Origin of the sequence: Candidatus Methylospira mobilis (assembly GCF_009498235.1) — a bacterium.
GTDB classification, from domain to species: Bacteria; Pseudomonadota; Gammaproteobacteria; order Methylococcales; family Methylococcaceae; genus Methylospira; species Methylospira mobilis.
On record NZ_CP044205.1, the window covers coordinates 4,064,749 to 4,081,912 of the forward strand.

16 protein-coding genes are annotated in these 17,164 nt (G+C 55.4%); 5 read left to right on the forward strand and 11 right to left on the reverse strand.

The genetic code is table 11. From position 1 onward, the window contains the following. Positions 1–97: 97 nt before the first annotated feature. From F6R98_RS22910 to F6R98_RS22235, 3 genes are read left to right on the forward strand one after another with little or no spacing between them, the layout of a single operon-like run. Positions 98–475 (forward strand): transposase, encoded by a 378-nt coding sequence (locus F6R98_RS22910; RefSeq protein WP_194270014.1) that lies wholly within the window; start codon positions 98–100, stop codon positions 473–475. After that, entirely contained in the window at positions 442–675 is a 234-nt protein-coding gene (locus F6R98_RS18540) for a hypothetical protein (protein ID WP_153250335.1), read from the forward strand. Before F6R98_RS22910 ends, F6R98_RS18540 begins: the two co-directional genes overlap by 34 nt. Beyond that, entirely contained in the window at positions 672–998 is a 327-nt protein-coding gene (locus F6R98_RS22235) for a hypothetical protein (protein WP_228124960.1), read from the forward strand. The genes F6R98_RS18540 and F6R98_RS22235 overlap by 4 nt, the downstream gene beginning before the upstream one ends. 467 nt (positions 999–1,465) lie before the next feature. Here F6R98_RS22235 and F6R98_RS18550 read toward each other — a convergent pair whose 3' ends face one another. Continuing rightward, a complete protein-coding gene (locus F6R98_RS18550) occupies positions 1,466–2,968 on the reverse strand; it encodes a carbohydrate porin (RefSeq protein WP_228124961.1) in 1,503 nt (500 codons plus the stop codon). A 367-nt stretch (positions 2,969–3,335) separates the two neighbouring features. On the opposite strand from F6R98_RS18550, the gene F6R98_RS18555 reads away from it, so the two are divergent. After that, positions 3,336–4,055, forward strand: a complete 720-nt coding sequence (locus F6R98_RS18555; protein ID WP_228124962.1) for a response regulator transcription factor — start codon at positions 3,336–3,338, stop codon at positions 4,053–4,055. After that, positions 4,045–5,463 (forward strand): sensor histidine kinase, encoded by a 1,419-nt coding sequence (locus F6R98_RS18560; RefSeq protein ID WP_153250337.1) that lies wholly within the window; start codon positions 4,045–4,047, stop codon positions 5,461–5,463. Before F6R98_RS18555 ends, F6R98_RS18560 begins: the two co-directional genes overlap by 11 nt. A 160-nt stretch (positions 5,464–5,623) precedes the next feature. Here F6R98_RS18560 and F6R98_RS18565 read toward each other — a convergent pair whose 3' ends face one another. From F6R98_RS18565 to F6R98_RS18610, 10 genes are all read right to left on the reverse strand, one after another. Beyond that, positions 5,624–7,504, reverse strand: coding sequence for a PAS domain-containing hybrid sensor histidine kinase/response regulator (locus F6R98_RS18565; protein WP_153250338.1), 1,881 nt, complete (start codon positions 7,502–7,504; stop codon positions 5,624–5,626). A 147-nt stretch (positions 7,505–7,651) separates the two neighbouring features. Then, entirely contained in the window at positions 7,652–7,801 is a 150-nt protein-coding gene (locus F6R98_RS22240; protein ID WP_228124963.1) for a response regulator, read from the reverse strand. 165 nt (positions 7,802–7,966) lie between these two features. Further along, positions 7,967–8,218 (reverse strand): hypothetical protein, encoded by a 252-nt coding sequence (locus F6R98_RS18575; protein WP_153250339.1) that lies wholly within the window; start codon positions 8,216–8,218, stop codon positions 7,967–7,969. Next, positions 8,218–10,695, reverse strand: a complete 2,478-nt coding sequence (locus F6R98_RS18580; RefSeq protein WP_153250340.1) for a chemotaxis protein CheA — start codon at positions 10,693–10,695, stop codon at positions 8,218–8,220. Before F6R98_RS18580 ends, F6R98_RS18575 begins: the two co-directional genes overlap by 1 nt. Continuing rightward, entirely contained in the window at positions 10,692–11,078 is a 387-nt protein-coding gene (locus F6R98_RS18585) for a response regulator (RefSeq protein WP_153250341.1), read from the reverse strand. The genes F6R98_RS18580 and F6R98_RS18585 overlap by 4 nt, the downstream gene beginning before the upstream one ends. Beyond that, positions 11,075–11,938, reverse strand: a complete 864-nt coding sequence (locus tag F6R98_RS18590) for a CheR family methyltransferase (protein WP_228124964.1) — start codon at positions 11,936–11,938, stop codon at positions 11,075–11,077. Before F6R98_RS18590 ends, F6R98_RS18585 begins: the two co-directional genes overlap by 4 nt. Next, a complete protein-coding gene (locus F6R98_RS18595; protein WP_153250342.1) occupies positions 11,919–12,551 on the reverse strand; it encodes a HEAT repeat domain-containing protein in 633 nt (210 codons plus the stop codon). The genes F6R98_RS18590 and F6R98_RS18595 overlap by 20 nt, the downstream gene beginning before the upstream one ends. Positions 12,552–12,567: 16 nt before the next feature. Further along, entirely contained in the window at positions 12,568–13,626 is a 1,059-nt protein-coding gene (cheB, locus tag F6R98_RS18600; RefSeq protein WP_153250343.1) for a chemotaxis-specific protein-glutamate methyltransferase CheB, read from the reverse strand. Positions 13,627–13,638: 12 nt separating this feature from the next. Next, entirely contained in the window at positions 13,639–15,207 is a 1,569-nt protein-coding gene (locus F6R98_RS18605) for a chemotaxis protein CheW (protein WP_153250344.1), read from the reverse strand. Between the two features lie 29 nt (positions 15,208–15,236). Next, entirely contained in the window at positions 15,237–17,153 is a 1,917-nt protein-coding gene (locus F6R98_RS18610; RefSeq protein WP_153250345.1) for a methyl-accepting chemotaxis protein, read from the reverse strand. Positions 17,154–17,164: the final 11 nt, after the last annotated feature.

Sequence of the window (17,164 nt, forward strand, 5' to 3'; positions counted from 1 at the left end):
GAGCACGCGCCACCAGTGAAGCTGGAACCATTTCGAAAATGGCTCTAACCGGCTCGACATTAGCGCCGAAGACTGGAGCGTTATCTATCCCATACTGGTGAAGCATCGGCATGTCCGGTCGACGTCCGGGGAACAGTGCCGGGTCTTTCTGATCGCCGTTCTGCAAACTCTTCGATCGGGATCGCAATGGCGTTTGCTGACGGAAGCGCATGGCAACTGGAACGCCGTGTTCAAGCGTTTTTCCCGCTGGAGCAGGCATGGGGTTTGGCGGTCGCTGTTCGCCGGATGCATCCATCATCCTGATGTGCAAAGCGTGTTTATCGACTCCACCATCAACCGGGCTCATCCCTGCGCCGGTTGGCGCGGCGGGCGGCAACGCCGGGGACGAAGCCTTGGGACAATCGAAGGGCGGGTTCAGCACCAGGATTCACGCCATCACGGATGCTTTGGGGGAATCCCCTCGAATTCGTACTGACCGGAGGGCAGGCTGAAACCTTGCCGGCGCTGACGCCGGCGGGTGCGCGTGCGTTTGTCGGCGACAAAGGCCATGACAGCGATGCGCTGGTCCAGGCCATCGTAGCAAGGGATATGAAAGCCGCCATTCCTCCGGCGCTGCAATCGGAACAAGGTGCGCGAATGCGATTGGCTTATTTACAAGGAACGCCGTCTGATTGAATGCTTCTTCGACAAAATCAAACATTACCGGAGAATATTTTCGCGTTTTGAAAAAACGGCTCGCAACTACATGGCCTTCCTTCACTTTGTCTCAGCTCTCATTTGGTTGCGGTGATACGTCAACAGAACCTAGCAACGCCCGGCAATTTGTTGATCTATTACGCAAGTTTTCTGCGGTTGATGCCGTAATCGAGCTGGCCGCCGACTCCCATGTTTATGTTGATTGGGAGCATGCCTGTACATCAATATTTAAAGAAGTTCCGTCTTCATGGTTACGTCACTTCACCATGCAGAGGCGTAAAAAAAAACAGGGTGCCTGCTAGACGCCCTGCTCAAGAGAAGGAGGAGGATCTCACGCACTGCGCCAGATCGCTTGAACGGTAGAATCCCTTCAAGTGTCGATAATTTTATAATAAACATGATTTTTATGAATGTGGCATATTGCCGCGTGACAGATTGTCGCATCTTAAGTCTGCCGCGTCCGCAAAAAAAGGGCTGCCAAACAGGCAGCCCAATGACATCATACCAGAGGATAACGAAAGCGTACCGGTGCGTGTGTATAAATACATGAGGTAGGCTCTATCGTCGGGTGCTATTTTATAATTCTGACTGCTCCTAACCTTGATCCATGTCACAAAATCGAGCGTTTCTCGGTTTTTCGGCACGATTTTTCCGGCACTATGCCGATTTCCTGCTGACGACGGCGCTATCGGGGCAACGCTGATTCAGGGCCGGTTGAACAGGGTTACGTAAATTTAATGCCTGAAAAACAACTGATTGTTGCGATGCGTTAAAACTCGACATGGGCGCGTCCGGAAACGACATTAACCGGACCACGGTCTGCGTTGTAAGCCGGGTGGGCGATAAACTGGTAGTCCGCAGAAACCCAGAGCGAACTCCAGACGTTGTAACTGTAGAACAGATCCACCACCTGCTCGGGTTTCTGCGTTATCTTGCCGTCGCCGATAAAGCCGTCGATGCCGCCCATGCCCAGGTACTGCGCATGTATGCCGGATATCCAGCCTTGGGAATAGCCCAGCCCCAGCAAATCCTTTTTGCGATCCCAGAGGCCGCCGCTGATCAGCGTGCCGAGTGAAATGGAACGGTCGGTAGAGGTATAGGAATACACTTCGGTCTGACCATCCGAATACATGCCGCGGAAGAAGATGCCGATATCGTCGGTTATCGCCTGCTCCAGATTGATGCCGCCGCCGAATTTGTCGTTGGGTTTGCGCGCCCAGCACAGATCCGGCGCAGTCGGATTCTGATTGTCGTAACTGAATGCGCCGGCAGGACAAGCCGTAGCGTTTTCAGCTCCGCCGGAATTATTGTACGCACTGATTGCATCGCTGAACTTGGCCATGTTTTCATGGTTGTGAAAAAACAGCAACCGTACCGCGCCTTTACGCCCGAACAGGGTATGCCGGTGTTCCAGCTCGTACTGGTCGCCATAATAGGCCAGCGTCGACCATTGCAAATCCAGTTGATTGGGGTTTTGAGGCGGCAAAAAACGGGCAGCCCTGAAAGTCCAATCGTCTAGATAGTATTCGGCCACCACGCCGAAGGAGTAGCCGCGTGCGTCGGCGGCGAAATCGTAGGCGGCAAACGACAGAAAGGACATGTTCAAAAACTGCTGACGCAGATCGCCCGAATAGATGTTTTTATCGAAAACATCGAGTACGCTGAGAATGCCGCCGGTTAAAACCAGGCGGTTGCCGTCTACCGTAGTGCCCAACTGCAACGGGTCGGACTCCAGCTTGATCCGTTCGCCGCCCAGATTGAAGGTTTGACGCAGATAGGCGCGCGACAAATAGATGGTGGGTTGCTCTGTGCCGTTTTTTTGTAGCTCGAAGTTTTGTATCGAGCCGCCCAAGCCCTTCAGACCTGAAAAAGGGGTTTCCGAAATCATTTCCGGCGCAAGATAAACATGCCCGCCGTCCCACAATTTCACGCCAAAGTAGCCGGTGACCGTCCCGGTAAACGAAATTTCCGCTTTAGGCGTCAAGGAGTTGGTAGAGCCACCGAAATTAGTGTATTTCGCTGAAAAAGCCGGATGGTAGTTATAGACGAAAGTGCTTTGCCCGTAAGCGTTCCAGCGTTCGTCCTCCATATCGTGGAGTCCGTACTGATTCAACAGCTTCATGAAAGAAAACTCGTCTTCTCCGCGCGGCTCAGGCTCGGCTACTTCTGCATGCAGCCGCACAGAAAATCCCGATGCGACCAGTAATGCGATCAAGATAGGGATGTAGCGAGCACGCACGACTAGTCGCATATGCGCTTGGAAGAAAAACATGACACTATCCTGGTTAACGACTTTAAACATTTGAATCAATACTTTATAAACCAAACAAAACCAGCCCTATTATTCAGCGAGACGTTATCAGTGAATATGGTAGCAACCAACGCGCTGTTTTCATGGGTGCTGCCCGTCAAAACAGGCAAGCTAGCACAAGCGATTGGGTTGTGGTTAGTTTGCCGACTTTTTAATCATTCAATTTCGACTGCAGGAACGGTCCCAAAACTTGAGTCTCCATGATAACGGCGGATATGGTAATAAAAAACAGATTAAGCAAGTCTGAATTCTTCTTCAGAATACAAGCCGGTGTGAACAAGCAGGTTAAACTATTGACGGACAAATCCAGACTCGCTCATGACTACGCATGCAAAGAATTATGGTAGCGATAAAAATCCTTTTGGTTGAGGATGACCGCAAAGCCGCTCGGCTTCTGGCAAAGGGACTCAAGGAGGAGGGCTTCGCTGTGGATGTTGCCCACTCGGTGGAAGAAGGAGAGGAACAAGCCTGCTATATGGACTATAACCTGATTGTGCTGGATTGGCTGCTTCCCGGCAAGGAAGGAATCGTTCTATGCCGCGAACTGCGCCGGCGCGGCATTCGCGCTCCGATTCTGATGCTCACCGCCCGCGATGCGGTGAGCGACCGGATCGCGGGCCTCAATACCGGGGCCGACGATTACCTCACCAAACCTTTTGTCTTCGAAGAATTGATGGCGCGGATACGCGCGCTGCTACGCCGTTCCGAACCGGCTCAGCCGGGCGCGCTGACTGTGGCCGATATCACGCTCGATCCAGGCGCCCACCGCGTCACGCGCGGCAGCCGTCCGATCGTATTGACGCCGAAAGAGTATGCCATCCTGGAAATCCTGATGCGGCAGGCCGGCCAAGTTGTGTCTCGAACAAGTCTTGCCGGTCAGGTTTGGAAAACCGATTTGATCGGCATCGATAACCTGATCGATGCGCATATCAGCAATTTACGCAGGAAAATCGACCCACCCGATGCTCGACCCTTGATTGAGACGGTGCGCAGCCGCGGGTTTCGTCTCGTGAAGGATGAACCCGGAGCTATGACTGATGAAGGCTAGGATCAACTTCCGGATGAAGTTGGTTCTAACCCATCTGGCGGTAATTTTGGTCATTCTCGCCTTCACCGCCTTTGGCGCTTACTGGATGCTTTCCAAAGCAATCCATGACCAACTCGACGCGGCGCTATTGGCTCTCGCAGAAACGGAAGCGGCGATGCTGGACGCCAGCGGGCAACAACCGATTCGCATCCATGAAACTTCACCAGGTCTCGCCCCTCCCTCCTTGGTTCGTCTTGACCGGCTATTGCAGATTGTCAATACCGAAGGAACAGTCCTGGCGCGTAGCGCCAACCTGGGCGCATCGCGCTTACCGACGACGCCGGCACTGCTGGCGCGCCTGGCTGCGGGGGAAACCGTTTTTGAAACGCTCAGGACATTCGGCGAGGAACCGATACGCATGATTTCCATGCCGGTAATCTCATCAGAAAAGCCGCTGACAATCCAGGTGGCCGGTTCTCTGGACGATGTACGCAATGTATTGGATTCCGCCAGCCTGCTCTTTATCGTCATGGCGCTCGGGCTTCTGGTAGCGGTCGGAACGGTTGGAGCATCTCTGACACGCAAAGTTTTTCAGGCAATCGACAATATTGTGAAGCAAGCCCGCCATATTGGCGAAGCCAATCTCAGTGAACGCCTGCCGCACCCCGGCACACATGACGATATTGGACGTCTGGTGGATACGTTGAACGAAATGCTGAATCGCATTGAGCAAAGTCTCGAAGTTCAGCGCCGTTTTACTGCCGATGCATCTCATGAATTGCGGTCGCCGTTATCCAGACTGCGCACGGAACTGGAGGTAACTCTGCGGCGGCCACGCGATGTGGCGGAATACATTGAAACGGTACGCTCCTGTCTTGAAGAAGTCGATCGTTTGACACTGCTGGTGGAAGCGTTGCTGGTATTGGCCCGGCTTGATGCTGGCCAGGAACAGTATCCGGTTGAAACAGTTTTCCTTAATATTCTGGTTGAGGAGGTAGTCGACAGGATGCAACCGGTTGCCGACGCACGTCAGGTGTGGATTACTGCAAAACCCTTACCACCGCTTACCGCAAGCATTGCCCGCAGCACTGTAAGCGTGGTTCTCACCAACCTTCTGGATAATGCCGTAAAATTTTCGCCGCCCGGCGGATGTGTGACTATCCGGATAGCCATCGACGGCCCTGAAGCGGTTATAAGTGTGTCAGATAGCGGACCGGGCATGCAGCTTGATGAGATTCCGCAACTGTTTGAGCGTTTCTACCGGGGAGCCGTTGCCCGAACCAATACCGTACCCGGGTCGGGCCTCGGCCTCGCCATCTCGCAAGCCATCATGCGCCGCCACGGCGGAAGGATTGAGGCTGCCAATCTTCCTGACGGGGGCGCCGTTTTTTCGGCAAGAATGCCTCTACAAAAACAATCAGACTATTAGGAAGCGCTGATTCATGCCTATCCCCGCCATTTGGCAATCAAAGTCACAGAACTGTATTTTTGTCCAAATAGACCTTCTGAGTTTTAGACAATATGCTGCCTGAGTGAGAGAGCATCATGTGGCTACAACCTGGATACCGGTGGCAAAACCGGTCATCAAGTCAAGAGTCTGTTGAGTTCCGGCCCCGCAGTGCGTTCAGTATGGTCGGGTAGTCGAAATTTCCCGTCAGGCGTGACAGCGTACAACCCAAACCCGAATCGATTTCACTGACCTGCCGAATCACTGCCGTAATTTGTTCCTGATCCAGCTTCTCCAGGGCGCCCAGGAGTTTAGTACGCAATGCGTCCGGCAACACGGCCAGCAACGCCGGGGTCAACATGACAGAAGCAGCGGCTTCCTTTTCTTCGGTATAGCGATAGGTTATGCCCAGTTGTCGCGCCAGGCTGTCGTAGATTTCATTGAAACGGTAGGGCTTGCTCACAAAGTCATCCATACCGGCATCCAGCATTGCCTGTCGTTCGTCCTTGAAGGCCGAAGCGGTTACCGCGACGATCTTCACGGTTCGGCCATCAGGTAGCTGGCGAATGCGCCGCGCGGCTTCCCCGCCATCCATGACCGGCATGCGCCTGTCCATCCAGATAAGATCGGGGCGCCAGTCCTGGAAAAAATTCACGCATTGCTCGCCGTTTTCAGCCACTTTCACCTCAAGCCCGATATCGGTCATCAATCTGCTGAGCAGCAATTGATTTTCAGCCTGGTCTTCGGCGATCAAAATACGGTAGCGGGGCTGGCCAGGAGCAAGCCCCGCTACCTCGCCATGCGTCTCGGATTTGAGTACATCGTCGGCTCTCGCCAGTTCTATCGGTAATTCGATGCGGAACAGCGAACCCTTGCCCGGTGTGCTTTCGACGACGATAATGCTGCCGCCCATTAATGCCATTAACTGGGATGAGATGGCCAAACCCAGCCCGGTGCCTTTTTGCTTCTCCTCCTTTCCCAATTGTACAAAGGGCTTGAATAAACGCCTCTGGTTTTCCGGGCTGATGCCTGGGCCGGTATCCTCAATATCTATCAGCAGAGATTGAATGGTATTACCCGTTATGTTCATTCGGATGGTTACGCTGCCGTGTTCGGTAAATTTCACCGCGTTGCCCACCAGATTAACCAGTACCTGGCGCAGGCGCTCAACGTCGCCTTTGATGTATTGGGGAACATAAGGCGTATGTACGATCAAGAGCTGCAATCCTTTTTCATGAGCGCGCGCCTTTATCATTTCGGTAACATCCCGCACCATACCCAAAAGATCGAACGGCGCAATCTCCAGTTGCAGGCGTCCCACATCAATTTTCGCCATGTCCAGCACATCATTGATCAGGTTCAACAGATGTTCGCCGCTACGGTTGATGATGTTGAGGTTTTCGCGCTGGCTTTCGGTTATCTGGGGGTCGCGGCGCATCATACTGGAGAAGCCGAGAATGGCATTCATCGGCGTGCGCAATTCGTGACTCATATTGGCTAAAAACAGGCTCTTGGCCTTGTTGGCCGCTTCGGCGGCATCGCGCGCCAGTATCAGTTCCGCCGTGCGTTGCCGTACGGTTTCCTCCAGATGATCCGTGTAGCGCCGGCGTGCGCTGATGTCGCGAATATTGCATTGGATGACCTGCGTTTTAGCCTCCATATAGACATTGCTAATGAACTCCGCATGGATTTCTTCCCCGCTGGCGGTTTCCAGCGGCAGGTCTTCGTAGCGTATATATTCTTTACTCTGCAACTTCAGAAAGTGCGTCTTATTGGCCGCGATATTCTTGAAAGAACCGATATCCCATAGGTGCTTTTCGAGCAGTGCTTCCAGCGAGTAGCCAAGCAGATCGATCAGAAATTGATTGGCGTCCACTATCATGCCGGATTTCGCATTGAGAATCAGAATGCCGTCTTGCGCCGCATTGAAAAGACAATGGTAACGAATCAGCAAGTCTTCGTTTGTCATCTTTTCTTCTGTAGTTGCCGGCACGACGTCGCTGTGCATATTGTTCGTTGTCATATCGCCCTCGCATTAGGGAAACACCGATTGTGGATGCGTTTAAACCAACGACGCCAAAGTCCCATAGGCGCAGCTGTAGCGGCTTGTATTCAGACTCCCGGCAACACCTGCTTGAAAACCTCGAGCAGATCCGGTCCGCCTACGGGTTTAACCAGCCAGGCCGATAGCGCCCAGTTGCTTTGCCTCGTCGCGCTTGGCCTGCTGGTTCTCGGTGGTGAGCCCCGGAATCGGGATAAAACGGAAACCGGGCAGTGTGCGCGCATGGCAAATCAGATCGATACCGTCCATATTCGGCATATTTGATGTCGGTATTGATAAGGCCGGGGTTCGCGCCGCTTTTCAGCCGGCCGGGCGCAATTTCCTCGTCTGCCGCCGATAAGACCCTGTACCCGGGAATGTCCATGATGTTTTGCAAACTCATGGGCATGGTGGCTGAATCGTCTACGACCCCGATCGTTTTAGTCATTGATTTAACTCCTGTTGCGCAAGAGCGGATTTTAACCACGCAGCTAAAACTTCATCCTCCGGCCAGGCTGAGATCTGCGCTTTTGCTGCCATCAATACCTGCAGGTTGGCCGCATGCAGATGGCTGCATGCGGAAAGCGCCAGTTTGCCTTTTGTGTGCTTTTGCAGCCATTCGAGCAGTGTTTCCGCTTCGTCCGCGCCAACCACACCGTCGAAACGGGCCGTGTTTTTTTGATATTCGATAGCCATTAAATCAGCTCCCTGAAATTCAGCACCATCAGTACCGAGCCGTCGCCAAGCAACGCCGAACCGGCGTAGCCGGGAAGGCCGCCCAGAATGCCGGTCAGCGGTTTGAGGATGATATCCACGGTTTCACGAAAATCGTCGACGATGACGCCAATCAGATCGTCATGCACGCGCACCACCATCACCGCCAGTTCGCCGTCCTCATTAGCCCGTTGCGGTACGTTCAGAGCCAATAAATCATTGAGCGACAGCAACGGAATTATGCGTTCGCGCAAGACTGCGGTCAGTCGCCGCTGGATGGAGCGAATCGCGGAGCGCGATACTCTGACCGTTTCCACCACACTTTCCATCGGCACGCCGAACACTTTATCGTTGGTTACGATGATCATCACATTGCTGACCGCCATCGACAGCGGCAATGACAAACGGATACGGGTGCCTCTGCCTTTTTCGCTGTCCAATGTAACGATGCCGCCGATCTTTTCCACGGTGCTGCGCACCACGTCCATGCCGACGCCGCGCCCCGATAGATCGGACACTACGGCAGCGGTGGAAAAACCGGCGGCAAACACCAGGTTAACGGCCTCCCGATCGGTGATACGCTCCAGCATGGCCTCATCTATCAGGCCGTTTTCATAGGCTTTGCGCTTGATAATGTCCGGATCGATGCCTTTGCCGTCGTCGGCTATATCTATCAGCACACGATCCGATTCCTGACTGGCGCATATACTCAAGCGTCCGGCCGCCGGCTTGCCGGCGGCGCGGCGTTGACCCGGCGGCTCCAGACCATGATCCAGACTGTTGCGTACGATATGAATCAGGGGGTCGGCCAAGGCTTCGATAATGTTCTTATCCGCCTCGGTATCCTCTCCTGCCAGCACCAGGTTGACTTCCTTGCCTAGTTTCCTTGATGTGTCGCGTACCAGACGCGGGAATCGTTGAAAAATAAATGATACCGGCATCATGCGTATCTGCATGATGGCATCCTGCATTTCTTCGGCGATACGGTTGACCACGGCGTATTGCGCCTTGATTTCGCGCGCAAGCTCGCTTGCTCCGTATTGCGCTTCGGCACGATTGGCGAGATAAGGCAAACTGTTTTTGGCTACCACCATTTCGCCGATCAAACTCATTAGCCGATCAATTTTTCCCTGATCTACCTTGAGCGTTCTCGCGACGGCATAGCTGTCCTCGGCGCGGCGCCCGAACTTGATCTCCACGTCAGGATGAGACGCCGTACTTACGGAAGGCTCTTCGTACGCAGGCGCTGTATTATCCGGTGTTTCCGGTAGCGGCTGCCCCGTAAATCCGGCTGAACTGCATTCGGACGTACGAAGAGCGGCGCGCAGCCCCGATGCCCTGGGGAGCGGGGGAACTTCCCTGCAGGTTTGACTGTTTTTCTCTTTCTCCGGCAATTCGGGCAGGAATTCATCCAGCCAAGTTTGCAAAGGCAGCGCTTTGACCTCGGTCAAGGCAAGCGCCAGCGACTTTTCCAAACTTGCCAGTAATTCCTTTCTTCCCGTCGCGCGCAAACAAGCCGCCAAAGTGGCCGCGACTGACTGCAAGCGTCCAGGCAACCACGCGTCGTTATCCGGTAAACTCAATATTTCGCGCTGAGACTGAACGATGGCACGGAAACCGTCGACATCGGATTCCGAACCCGGTACGCCGTTGTTATCGTCATGAGGCGCGGCCAGGACCAGGGCTGGTATGGCAGTTATGCCGACTTGTTCGGGAATATAGCGGAACAGCTCATGCAATATGGCAGGTTCAGCCGCGGTCAGCGCCCGAAAAACAAGCTGGCAACGATATGCATCCAACTCTGCCAGAGGCGGCATTGCCTGCGCAGAGGCGATGCCGCCCCAAACGGTTTCCGGGATTTGCAGCATCAGGAATAACGGGTCTTCGCCTTTGAAAAAGCAGTCTGCTTCCGGGGTATACTCCAGCCACGACAGGGGCGAGCCTGCCATGACATCGCGGTAAAGCCGCATGCGCAGGGCTGCAGGCAGTTCGCTTAAGGCCAGGGAAAGCGACGCGCTGATTGCGGCGGTTTTTGCTGGACCCGGGACCGATTCGACGGATTTGACTTCGCCGCTATCGCCCATCAATTGTTGCAGCGATTTGGCCAGATGCGCCGAGTAATCGGCGTGTGCGGCGCTGCTGCTTCCCGTTGCCTCGATTTCGTCCATCAACAGGCCGACGAAATCCATGGTCTCCAGCAAGCGGTCCGCCAGGGACTCGGAATAGGCCACGCGTCCATCGCGCACCGTATCCAGCAAGTCTTCGCCGGCATGCAGCACCCGTGTCATTTCCGGGAACTCGAACAGACCGCTGCCGCCTTTCAGCGTATGCACCAGACGAAACAGTTCTTTCATCAGTTCCGGGCTGCCGGGGCTAGTCTCAAGCTGTAAAAGTTTTTCACCGATGCCTTGCAACAAGTCGCGCGCCTCGGAAATAAATTGTTCCAGTAAAGGAGTCATGGACGCACCTTGCCAATATATATTTCGCCCAGCAGCAAGCATGCGTGCGACAACAGTTGCGCCGGTTTGACCGGTTTGAGCAAATAAAGGTTGGCGCCCGCAATAAAAGCCCGGATTCGATCTTTGGCTGAGGCTTCGGCGGAAACCATAATCGCCGGCGCCTGCGGCATACCGCGGCTGCGCAGATCCTTAAGGAGACCATAACCATCCAGCTTGGACATGTTCACATCGACGATATACAGGTCGAACGGCGCTCGCAGGGTCTTTTCCAATGCTTCGATACCGTTGACGGCCTCTTCTACAGCAAAACAGGCTGATTCGAGGATCTTGCGATGGTAGAGGCGAACCGTGGCCGCATCATCGACAATGAGGATGCGCTTCATATATCCTGCCGGGGCTTTTGGTAGACTATGGCTTCGGGAAATTTACGTACCCGAAACAGCGAGGACGTGCGGCTCATGGATTCCGAATGACCGAGACAAATAAAACCGCCCGGATTAAGCGCATCGAAAAAGGTTTCGGCCGCCAGATGGCGCGATAAGTTATCGAAATAAATCAAAAGGTTTCGACAAAAAATAATATCGAAGTTGCGATAAGCCCGTACATCGGAGGTATCCATCAGATTGACGCGGGTGAACTCCACGGATTGCTTGATATCCTCATTAATTTTGTAATTGCAGCCGATCGGAGTGAAATATTTTGTCAACAGGTACGGCGGCAGGTGCTGCACCGAGCGGGGAGAGTAGACTCCACGCCGTGCCAGGCTGATAATCCGGGTATCGATGTCCGAGGAAAGAACTTCCACATCCCAAAGATGAATGCCCGGCCAGTATTCCAGCAGGTAAATCACAATCGAATAGGCCTCTTCGCCCGATGAAGAAGGTATCGACCAGATGCGTAGCGGAGAGTTGTTTGTTTTGTACTGAACGATTTCCCCCAGCAGGCCGGTGACCATGCACTGGAATTGGTATTCTTCACGAAAAAAATAGGTCTCATTAACCGTCATCAGGTTAATCAATGCCTGTAGCTCTTCGCCGCCAGTCTCAAAGCGCAGCAGGACAAAGTAGCTGCGGAAGCTTTCCGAACCGGTCGCATCAATACGCTCCAGCAGGCGCTTATCGACAAAGTAACGTTTGCAGTCTTCGAAATAGATGCCGGATTTGCGATAAAAATATTCACGGAACTTCAGAAAGTCCTCTTCGCAGATCGTCATGCCCGTCTTGTTAGCGGCTGCGGTCTTCATTGAGGCGCTTCAGGGCTAGATCGGTCACGAATGCAATATAGGGTTCTTCCGGAAAACGTAACGGAAGGCGTTCCAGCGCTGTCCTGGAAATTTCGGAAGCAAGCTCGCTGAGCAAATCTGCCGCCGTCGCGCAGACATTGACATGCGGATCGTGCTCTATCACGGCCTTCAGCCAGACCTCCACCCGGGGATGGCGCAACGATTCGAGAATACTCACTGCGAAGATACGTACATCGGGATCGTTGTCGGAGAGCAGCGTGTCCATGATGGGCGCGACTTCCGCCGGTAATTCCTTCATCGCCTCCATGGCCGCGTTGCGCAAGGCGACGTCTTCACTGCGCAGACATTCCACCAGTCCATCCACGGCCTCCTTATCGCCCAGACGCGTCAGCGCGGTAAGGATGGCGTTGCGTACGGCGGCATTGGGCTCGCGTTTCAGTCTGGCCGCCAGAGCGCCGCCGGCAGCCGGAAATTCCGCCAGATCGCGCACAGCCCAGCGTCTGATCACCTCATCGCCGCTGTTCAGCGCTGCCGTCAAACCATCGAAATCTCTCGGTCGTTGCCGTTTATCTTCTCCGCTAATTTGTGGTGCTTGCTGCTTTATTATGGGCATATATCATCCCGTAGGCCTATTTGACCCAGCTAATAATCTGATTGGCGATCTTGTCCGCGCTCAGTACGATGGACGCCCCCCCGCGTTTGATCAATTCTGCGGGCATGCCGAATACCACGGCGCTTTCCTCCGACTCGGCGATGGTGCGTCCGCCGCGTTTTTTGATCTCGGCAAAAGCATCGGCGCCGTCATAGCCCATGCCGGTAAGCATTACCGCTACGACGCGCGCCGGGTCCCAGTGTTCCAAAGCCGAACGCCCCATCAGTTCCACCGAAGGATGCCATAGAAAATCCTTGCTTTCCGGCATGGCCAATACCGTGACGCAGGCGCCGCGTCGCGTCAGCACCAGGTCCGCACCGCCCTTGCCGATGTAAATGGCGCCCGCTTCAAGCGGCATGGCGCGCGCGGCCTCTATCACCCGCAATGGACACAGCTCGTTCATACGCACGGCAAACGGCAGGGTAAAACTGGCCGGCATATGTTGGGCTACCAGTACCGGCCATGGGAGATCCGCCGGCAGTAAAGGCAGGATATCCTCCAATGTGCGCGGCCCGCCGGTGGATACGCCGATGATGACCACGCACTCGCCGGCAATACCGCGCCGCACGATTGCCGGACACGGCGGCTTTTGTTGTGTGCGTTCGTCCTTGATGCGCGAAGCGAGCCCTCGTGCGGTTTTCGGCCTGGCGCGTGACGCCGTGCGAACTTTGCTTATTAATTCTCTGCGAATCAGGTCGATGGAGAGCGAAATGGTGCCCTCCGGCTTGCCCACGTAATCCACCGCCCCCAAAGCCAGCGCCTCGAATGTAGCCAGAGCGCCTTTTTCCGTCAACGACGACACCATGACCACCGGCACCAGCCGTTGCGCCATGATCAGCGACAACGCGGTCAGGCCATCCATTTCCGGCATGTTGATGTCCAAAGCCACCACATCCGGTTTGAAAAAAGTGTTTTCTTCGACCGCTTCCTTGCCGTTACGCGCCAGACGAATTTCGAAACCGCCCTCGGCCTCGAATAGCGCGATCAGCTGGCGGCGCATCAACGCCGAGTCATCGACTATGAGCAGTTTAATCAAGGCAGTGGCCGTTTACTGCGTCAACGCCGCCAGTCCTTGCAGTTCCCGGCCTTCCATCAGGCGGGAAGGATCGATCAACTGGATGATGCGCTTCTGTTTTTCCAGGTTGGCGATGCGCGCGATCACGCGCGCCTGCTCTCCGGAAAGCCGCGGCGACGCTTCGATGGCGTTTTTGGGAATTTTCAGCACTTCGGTGACTGAATCGACGATGAAACCGGTGCGCACGCCGTCGAACCGGTACACCATGATGCGCTGATGATCGTTGCGCTCCGCCGCCTCCAATCCCAGGCGCAGGCGCTGGTCGATAACCGGCAACACGGCTCCGCGCAGGTTAATGACGCCCTCGACGAACTCAGGCGCCTTGGGAACACGGGTGAGTTCGTCGGGCACCCGCACGATTTCCTGTACGCTGTCGATCGGCACGCCAAACTCTTCCTTGCCGAGCCGGAACACCACCATCTGTTCATCGTCTTCCATGCCATCATCCTGCGGGTTGCCGCTTGCATTCAGCGCGTTTTCGTCCTGCATTTTCTCCACAACGCTCAAGACCTCCCTGATGGCCGAATGGCGGAACATGTTGCCTACGGATATGATCGATACCAGACGCCTGCCTTCATCCAACCGGCAAATTTCGCTGATGTCGGCCGACTCGCCGTCGCGGGCAAACAGACCGGGCATGGCGTCGACATGCGCCTTGGCTACGCGCAGTACTTCATTAACGCTGTCCATGACTATCCCGATTGAGGCCGCTCCCAGGGAAACCACGACGATACGGCTGCGTTCATCGACGTCCTGCGGCGGCAACGCAAACATGTGGCGCAAACTGACCAGCGGCAGCAGCCGGTTTCTGAGCGTCATCACTCCCAGTACATGCGCTTCGGAGTGCGGTACATGAATGATATGCTCAGGTACCTGCACGATTTCCTGCACATCGTCGATAGTAATGGCATATTCCTGCCCGGCGACGACAAAACTCACCAGTTGCAGTTCGTCGCCCGCTTTTTCCTCTTTTTTTGCCGTTTCGCTGCGAGTGCTCGCCAACCCGTTCACGCCGGCACGGGATAGCGCGGCAATTTCGGTGAATTCACAGGCTATCAGTTTGGCGAAGTCCAGCACCATAATCATCGCGTGTCCGCCGACATCCTTCAGCAATCCAGCCAGGAAATCGGTATTGACTGTACCGCTAATAGCGCCGACGTCCTCTATCTTGCCGGACTCGGCCGCGACCACGCTGGCGACGCGATCCACCACAAAACCCAGCGGTTGCCCCAGGTCGATGACTACTGCGCGCGTGGAATCGTCGTATTCACGCTCGGGAAAGCCGAAAATGCGGCGTAGCGAAATGATCGGCAGCACCTTGCCGCGCAGGTTGGCAAGGCCTTCCAGAGTAGGCGGCGCCAGCGGCACGCACACCACTTCGGGTACGCGGATGATTTCCTGTACCGGCGCCATATCCACGGCAAACACTTCATCGCCGACAACAAAAGTGACGAACTGGCAGATGTTGGTTTCCAGCGCCTGACGGATATCTTGCTCCGGTAGGATACTATCCTGTGGCTGTTCCAGCGTTTCGGTAGTCATACAACCTCCAAGGGATCAGTGGCGGATATTCAGGCGCTTTGCAGTTCATCGGCGAGCGAGGCGATTTCTTCGATGGCGGCCGCAAGTTCTTCAGCTCCCTTGGATTGCTGCGTGGCGGCGGCACCTGCTTCCGTAGCCGCTTTATCGGCTTCCTGGGCGGCAGCGGAAATCTGATCCACACCCGTTTTTACCTGCCCCAGGGCCACCGCCACTTCGTTGGCAACGTCCAGGATACCCTGAGCGCCTTTTTCCACGTCAGCGACATCGGTTTCAATGGTTACCAACGCCGCAGTGCTGAACCTGGCCTTTTCCACCGAATCCAACGCAGCAGCCACGATTTCATCAAGATCGCGGCTCACCACGCCGATCTGGTCCTGCACCGCCTTGACCAAATCCTTGATATGCTCGGCATTTTCCGCGGAATCGTGAGCCAGGTTGCGAATGTCGGTGGCCACCACCACGAAACCCTTGCCAAACTCGCCGGCGCGCGCGGCTTCGATGGAGCCGTTGACCGCCAGCATGTTGGTCTGTATCGATACGGTGGCGATGGCGTCAACGATCTTGTCGATGCGCCGCGACACCAGCTCCAGATTCTTGACCCGCTTGATGCTGCCCGTGGAAGCATCGGCCGAAGCGCTGATGCCGCTGATCAATGCATTGATGGATGTCTTGTTGATATCGAGCAGGCCTCTGATGGCGTTTACTTTTTCCAGGCCGACAGTACCCCGCGCTTGCGCCAGCTCCAGGCCTTTCTCAATCTGGGTAAGAGCGGAAGCGGATTCTTCGGTAGCGGCGGCCTGTGTCTGCGCTCCTTTTCTTATCTGTTCGATGGCGGTCATGATTTGGGTGCCGGAACGGTTGATTTCCTGTACCGCGGAGGAAAGCTCTTCGGCGGCGGAAGCGACCTCTTCAGCGCTCTTGGCGACATCGGTGGAATTCTTGAGTTCATCGGCCTGTTCCGACAGGTTTTGCGACAATTGCTCGCATTCGGCCAAAGCCTGTGCCTGTTCGGCAACGGTCTTACCGGTTTCCTCGGCTGCGGTGGATTGTTCGCCGGCTGCGGAAGCGATGCTTTCCGAAGCTTGAAGCGCTTGCTGGGAGGCGGTGTTGGATTGCTGAGCGCCGGTTGCGATTTCGCGCACGCCACTGCTCACTTCAACCGCATCGACGCGGATTTGCTCCAGTTGCGCGATGATGGTTTTCCCATGTTCAATTTCGCCTTCCGCGGTTTTGGCGGAGGTGTTGATATCGTCGGCAATCGCCTTGACTTCCAGCTGGATTTGTCCCACCAGGTCTTGAATCTGCTTCGCGCTCTTCTCCGAGGTTTCCGCCAGGGTGCGTACTTCATCGGCAACCACGGCGAAACCCTTGCCGTGCTGGCCGGCGCGCGCCGCTTCGATGGCGGCATTCAGTGCGAGCAGGTTGGTCTGGTCGGCGATGCGTCCCACCGCCTTGACGATGTCGCCGATGTTGGCGGCCTGCCTTTCCAGCTCAATGACCATCGCCACGGAAGCTATCTGGCGCTGCGCCGCAACACTGACGTTGTTGACCAGGTTGGCGACTTCGGCACCGGTTTTGGACACCAGAATCTGGCAGGCGTCCATCTTGGTTTGACTTATATCGGCGTTTTGCATCTGACTGGTAATGCCGCCGGCCACCTGAGTCAATGCCGCCATCGACTCCTGGGCTGCGCCGGAAGCTTCCTCGGCGCCGGTGGCAATCTGATCGGAAGCGCGCTTCAGTTCTTCGGCCGCGGCGGCGGCCTCGTTGACACCGGCGGACAATTGCCCGGTAGCGGCGGCGATACGCTCAGCCGCTTGTTGTTGCTTGGCCAGGGTACGCGCTTTCTTACGCTGAGCTTCCGCATCCCTGGTAGTAGCGGCTGACGTACGGACTTCGCCCGACACGTCACGGTATGCGTTCACAGGTTTTTTGATGATAGCCATGGGGATCTCCT

Bases quoted from the DNA above. Each gene is read 5' to 3' on its own strand.
- F6R98_RS18590 (WP_228124964.1), bottom strand. From the start codon at position 11,938: ATGAAGACCGCAGCCGCTAACAAGACGGGCATGACGATCTGCGAAGAG.
- F6R98_RS18550 (WP_228124961.1), bottom strand. From the start codon at position 2,968: ATGTTTTTCTTCCAAGCGCATATGCGACTAGTCGTGCGTGCTCGCTAC.
- F6R98_RS18540 (WP_153250335.1), top strand. From the start codon at position 442: ATGCTTTGGGGGAATCCCCTCGAATTCGTACTGACCGGAGGGCAGGCT.
- F6R98_RS18580 (WP_153250340.1), bottom strand. From the start codon at position 10,695: ATGACTCCTTTACTGGAACAATTTATTTCCGAGGCGCGCGACTTGTTG.
- F6R98_RS18575 (WP_153250339.1), bottom strand. From the start codon at position 8,218: ATGGCTATCGAATATCAAAAAAACACGGCCCGTTTCGACGGTGTGGTT.
- F6R98_RS18595 (WP_153250342.1), bottom strand. From the start codon at position 12,551: ATGCCCATAATAAAGCAGCAAGCACCACAAATTAGCGGAGAAGATAAA.
- F6R98_RS18565 (WP_153250338.1), bottom strand. From the start codon at position 7,504: ATGACAACGAACAATATGCACAGCGACGTCGTGCCGGCAACTACAGAA.
- F6R98_RS18555 (WP_228124962.1), top strand. From the start codon at position 3,336: ATGCAAAGAATTATGGTAGCGATAAAAATCCTTTTGGTTGAGGATGAC.
- F6R98_RS22240 (WP_228124963.1), bottom strand. From the start codon at position 7,801: ATGCCGAATATGGACGGTATCGATCTGATTTGCCATGCGCGCACACTG.
- F6R98_RS18585 (WP_153250341.1), bottom strand. From the start codon at position 11,078: ATGAAGCGCATCCTCATTGTCGATGATGCGGCCACGGTTCGCCTCTAC.
- F6R98_RS18610 (WP_153250345.1), bottom strand. From the start codon at position 17,153: ATGGCTATCATCAAAAAACCTGTGAACGCATACCGTGACGTGTCGGGC.
- F6R98_RS18605 (WP_153250344.1), bottom strand. From the start codon at position 15,207: ATGACTACCGAAACGCTGGAACAGCCACAGGATAGTATCCTACCGGAG.
- F6R98_RS18560 (WP_153250337.1), top strand. From the start codon at position 4,045: ATGAAGGCTAGGATCAACTTCCGGATGAAGTTGGTTCTAACCCATCTG.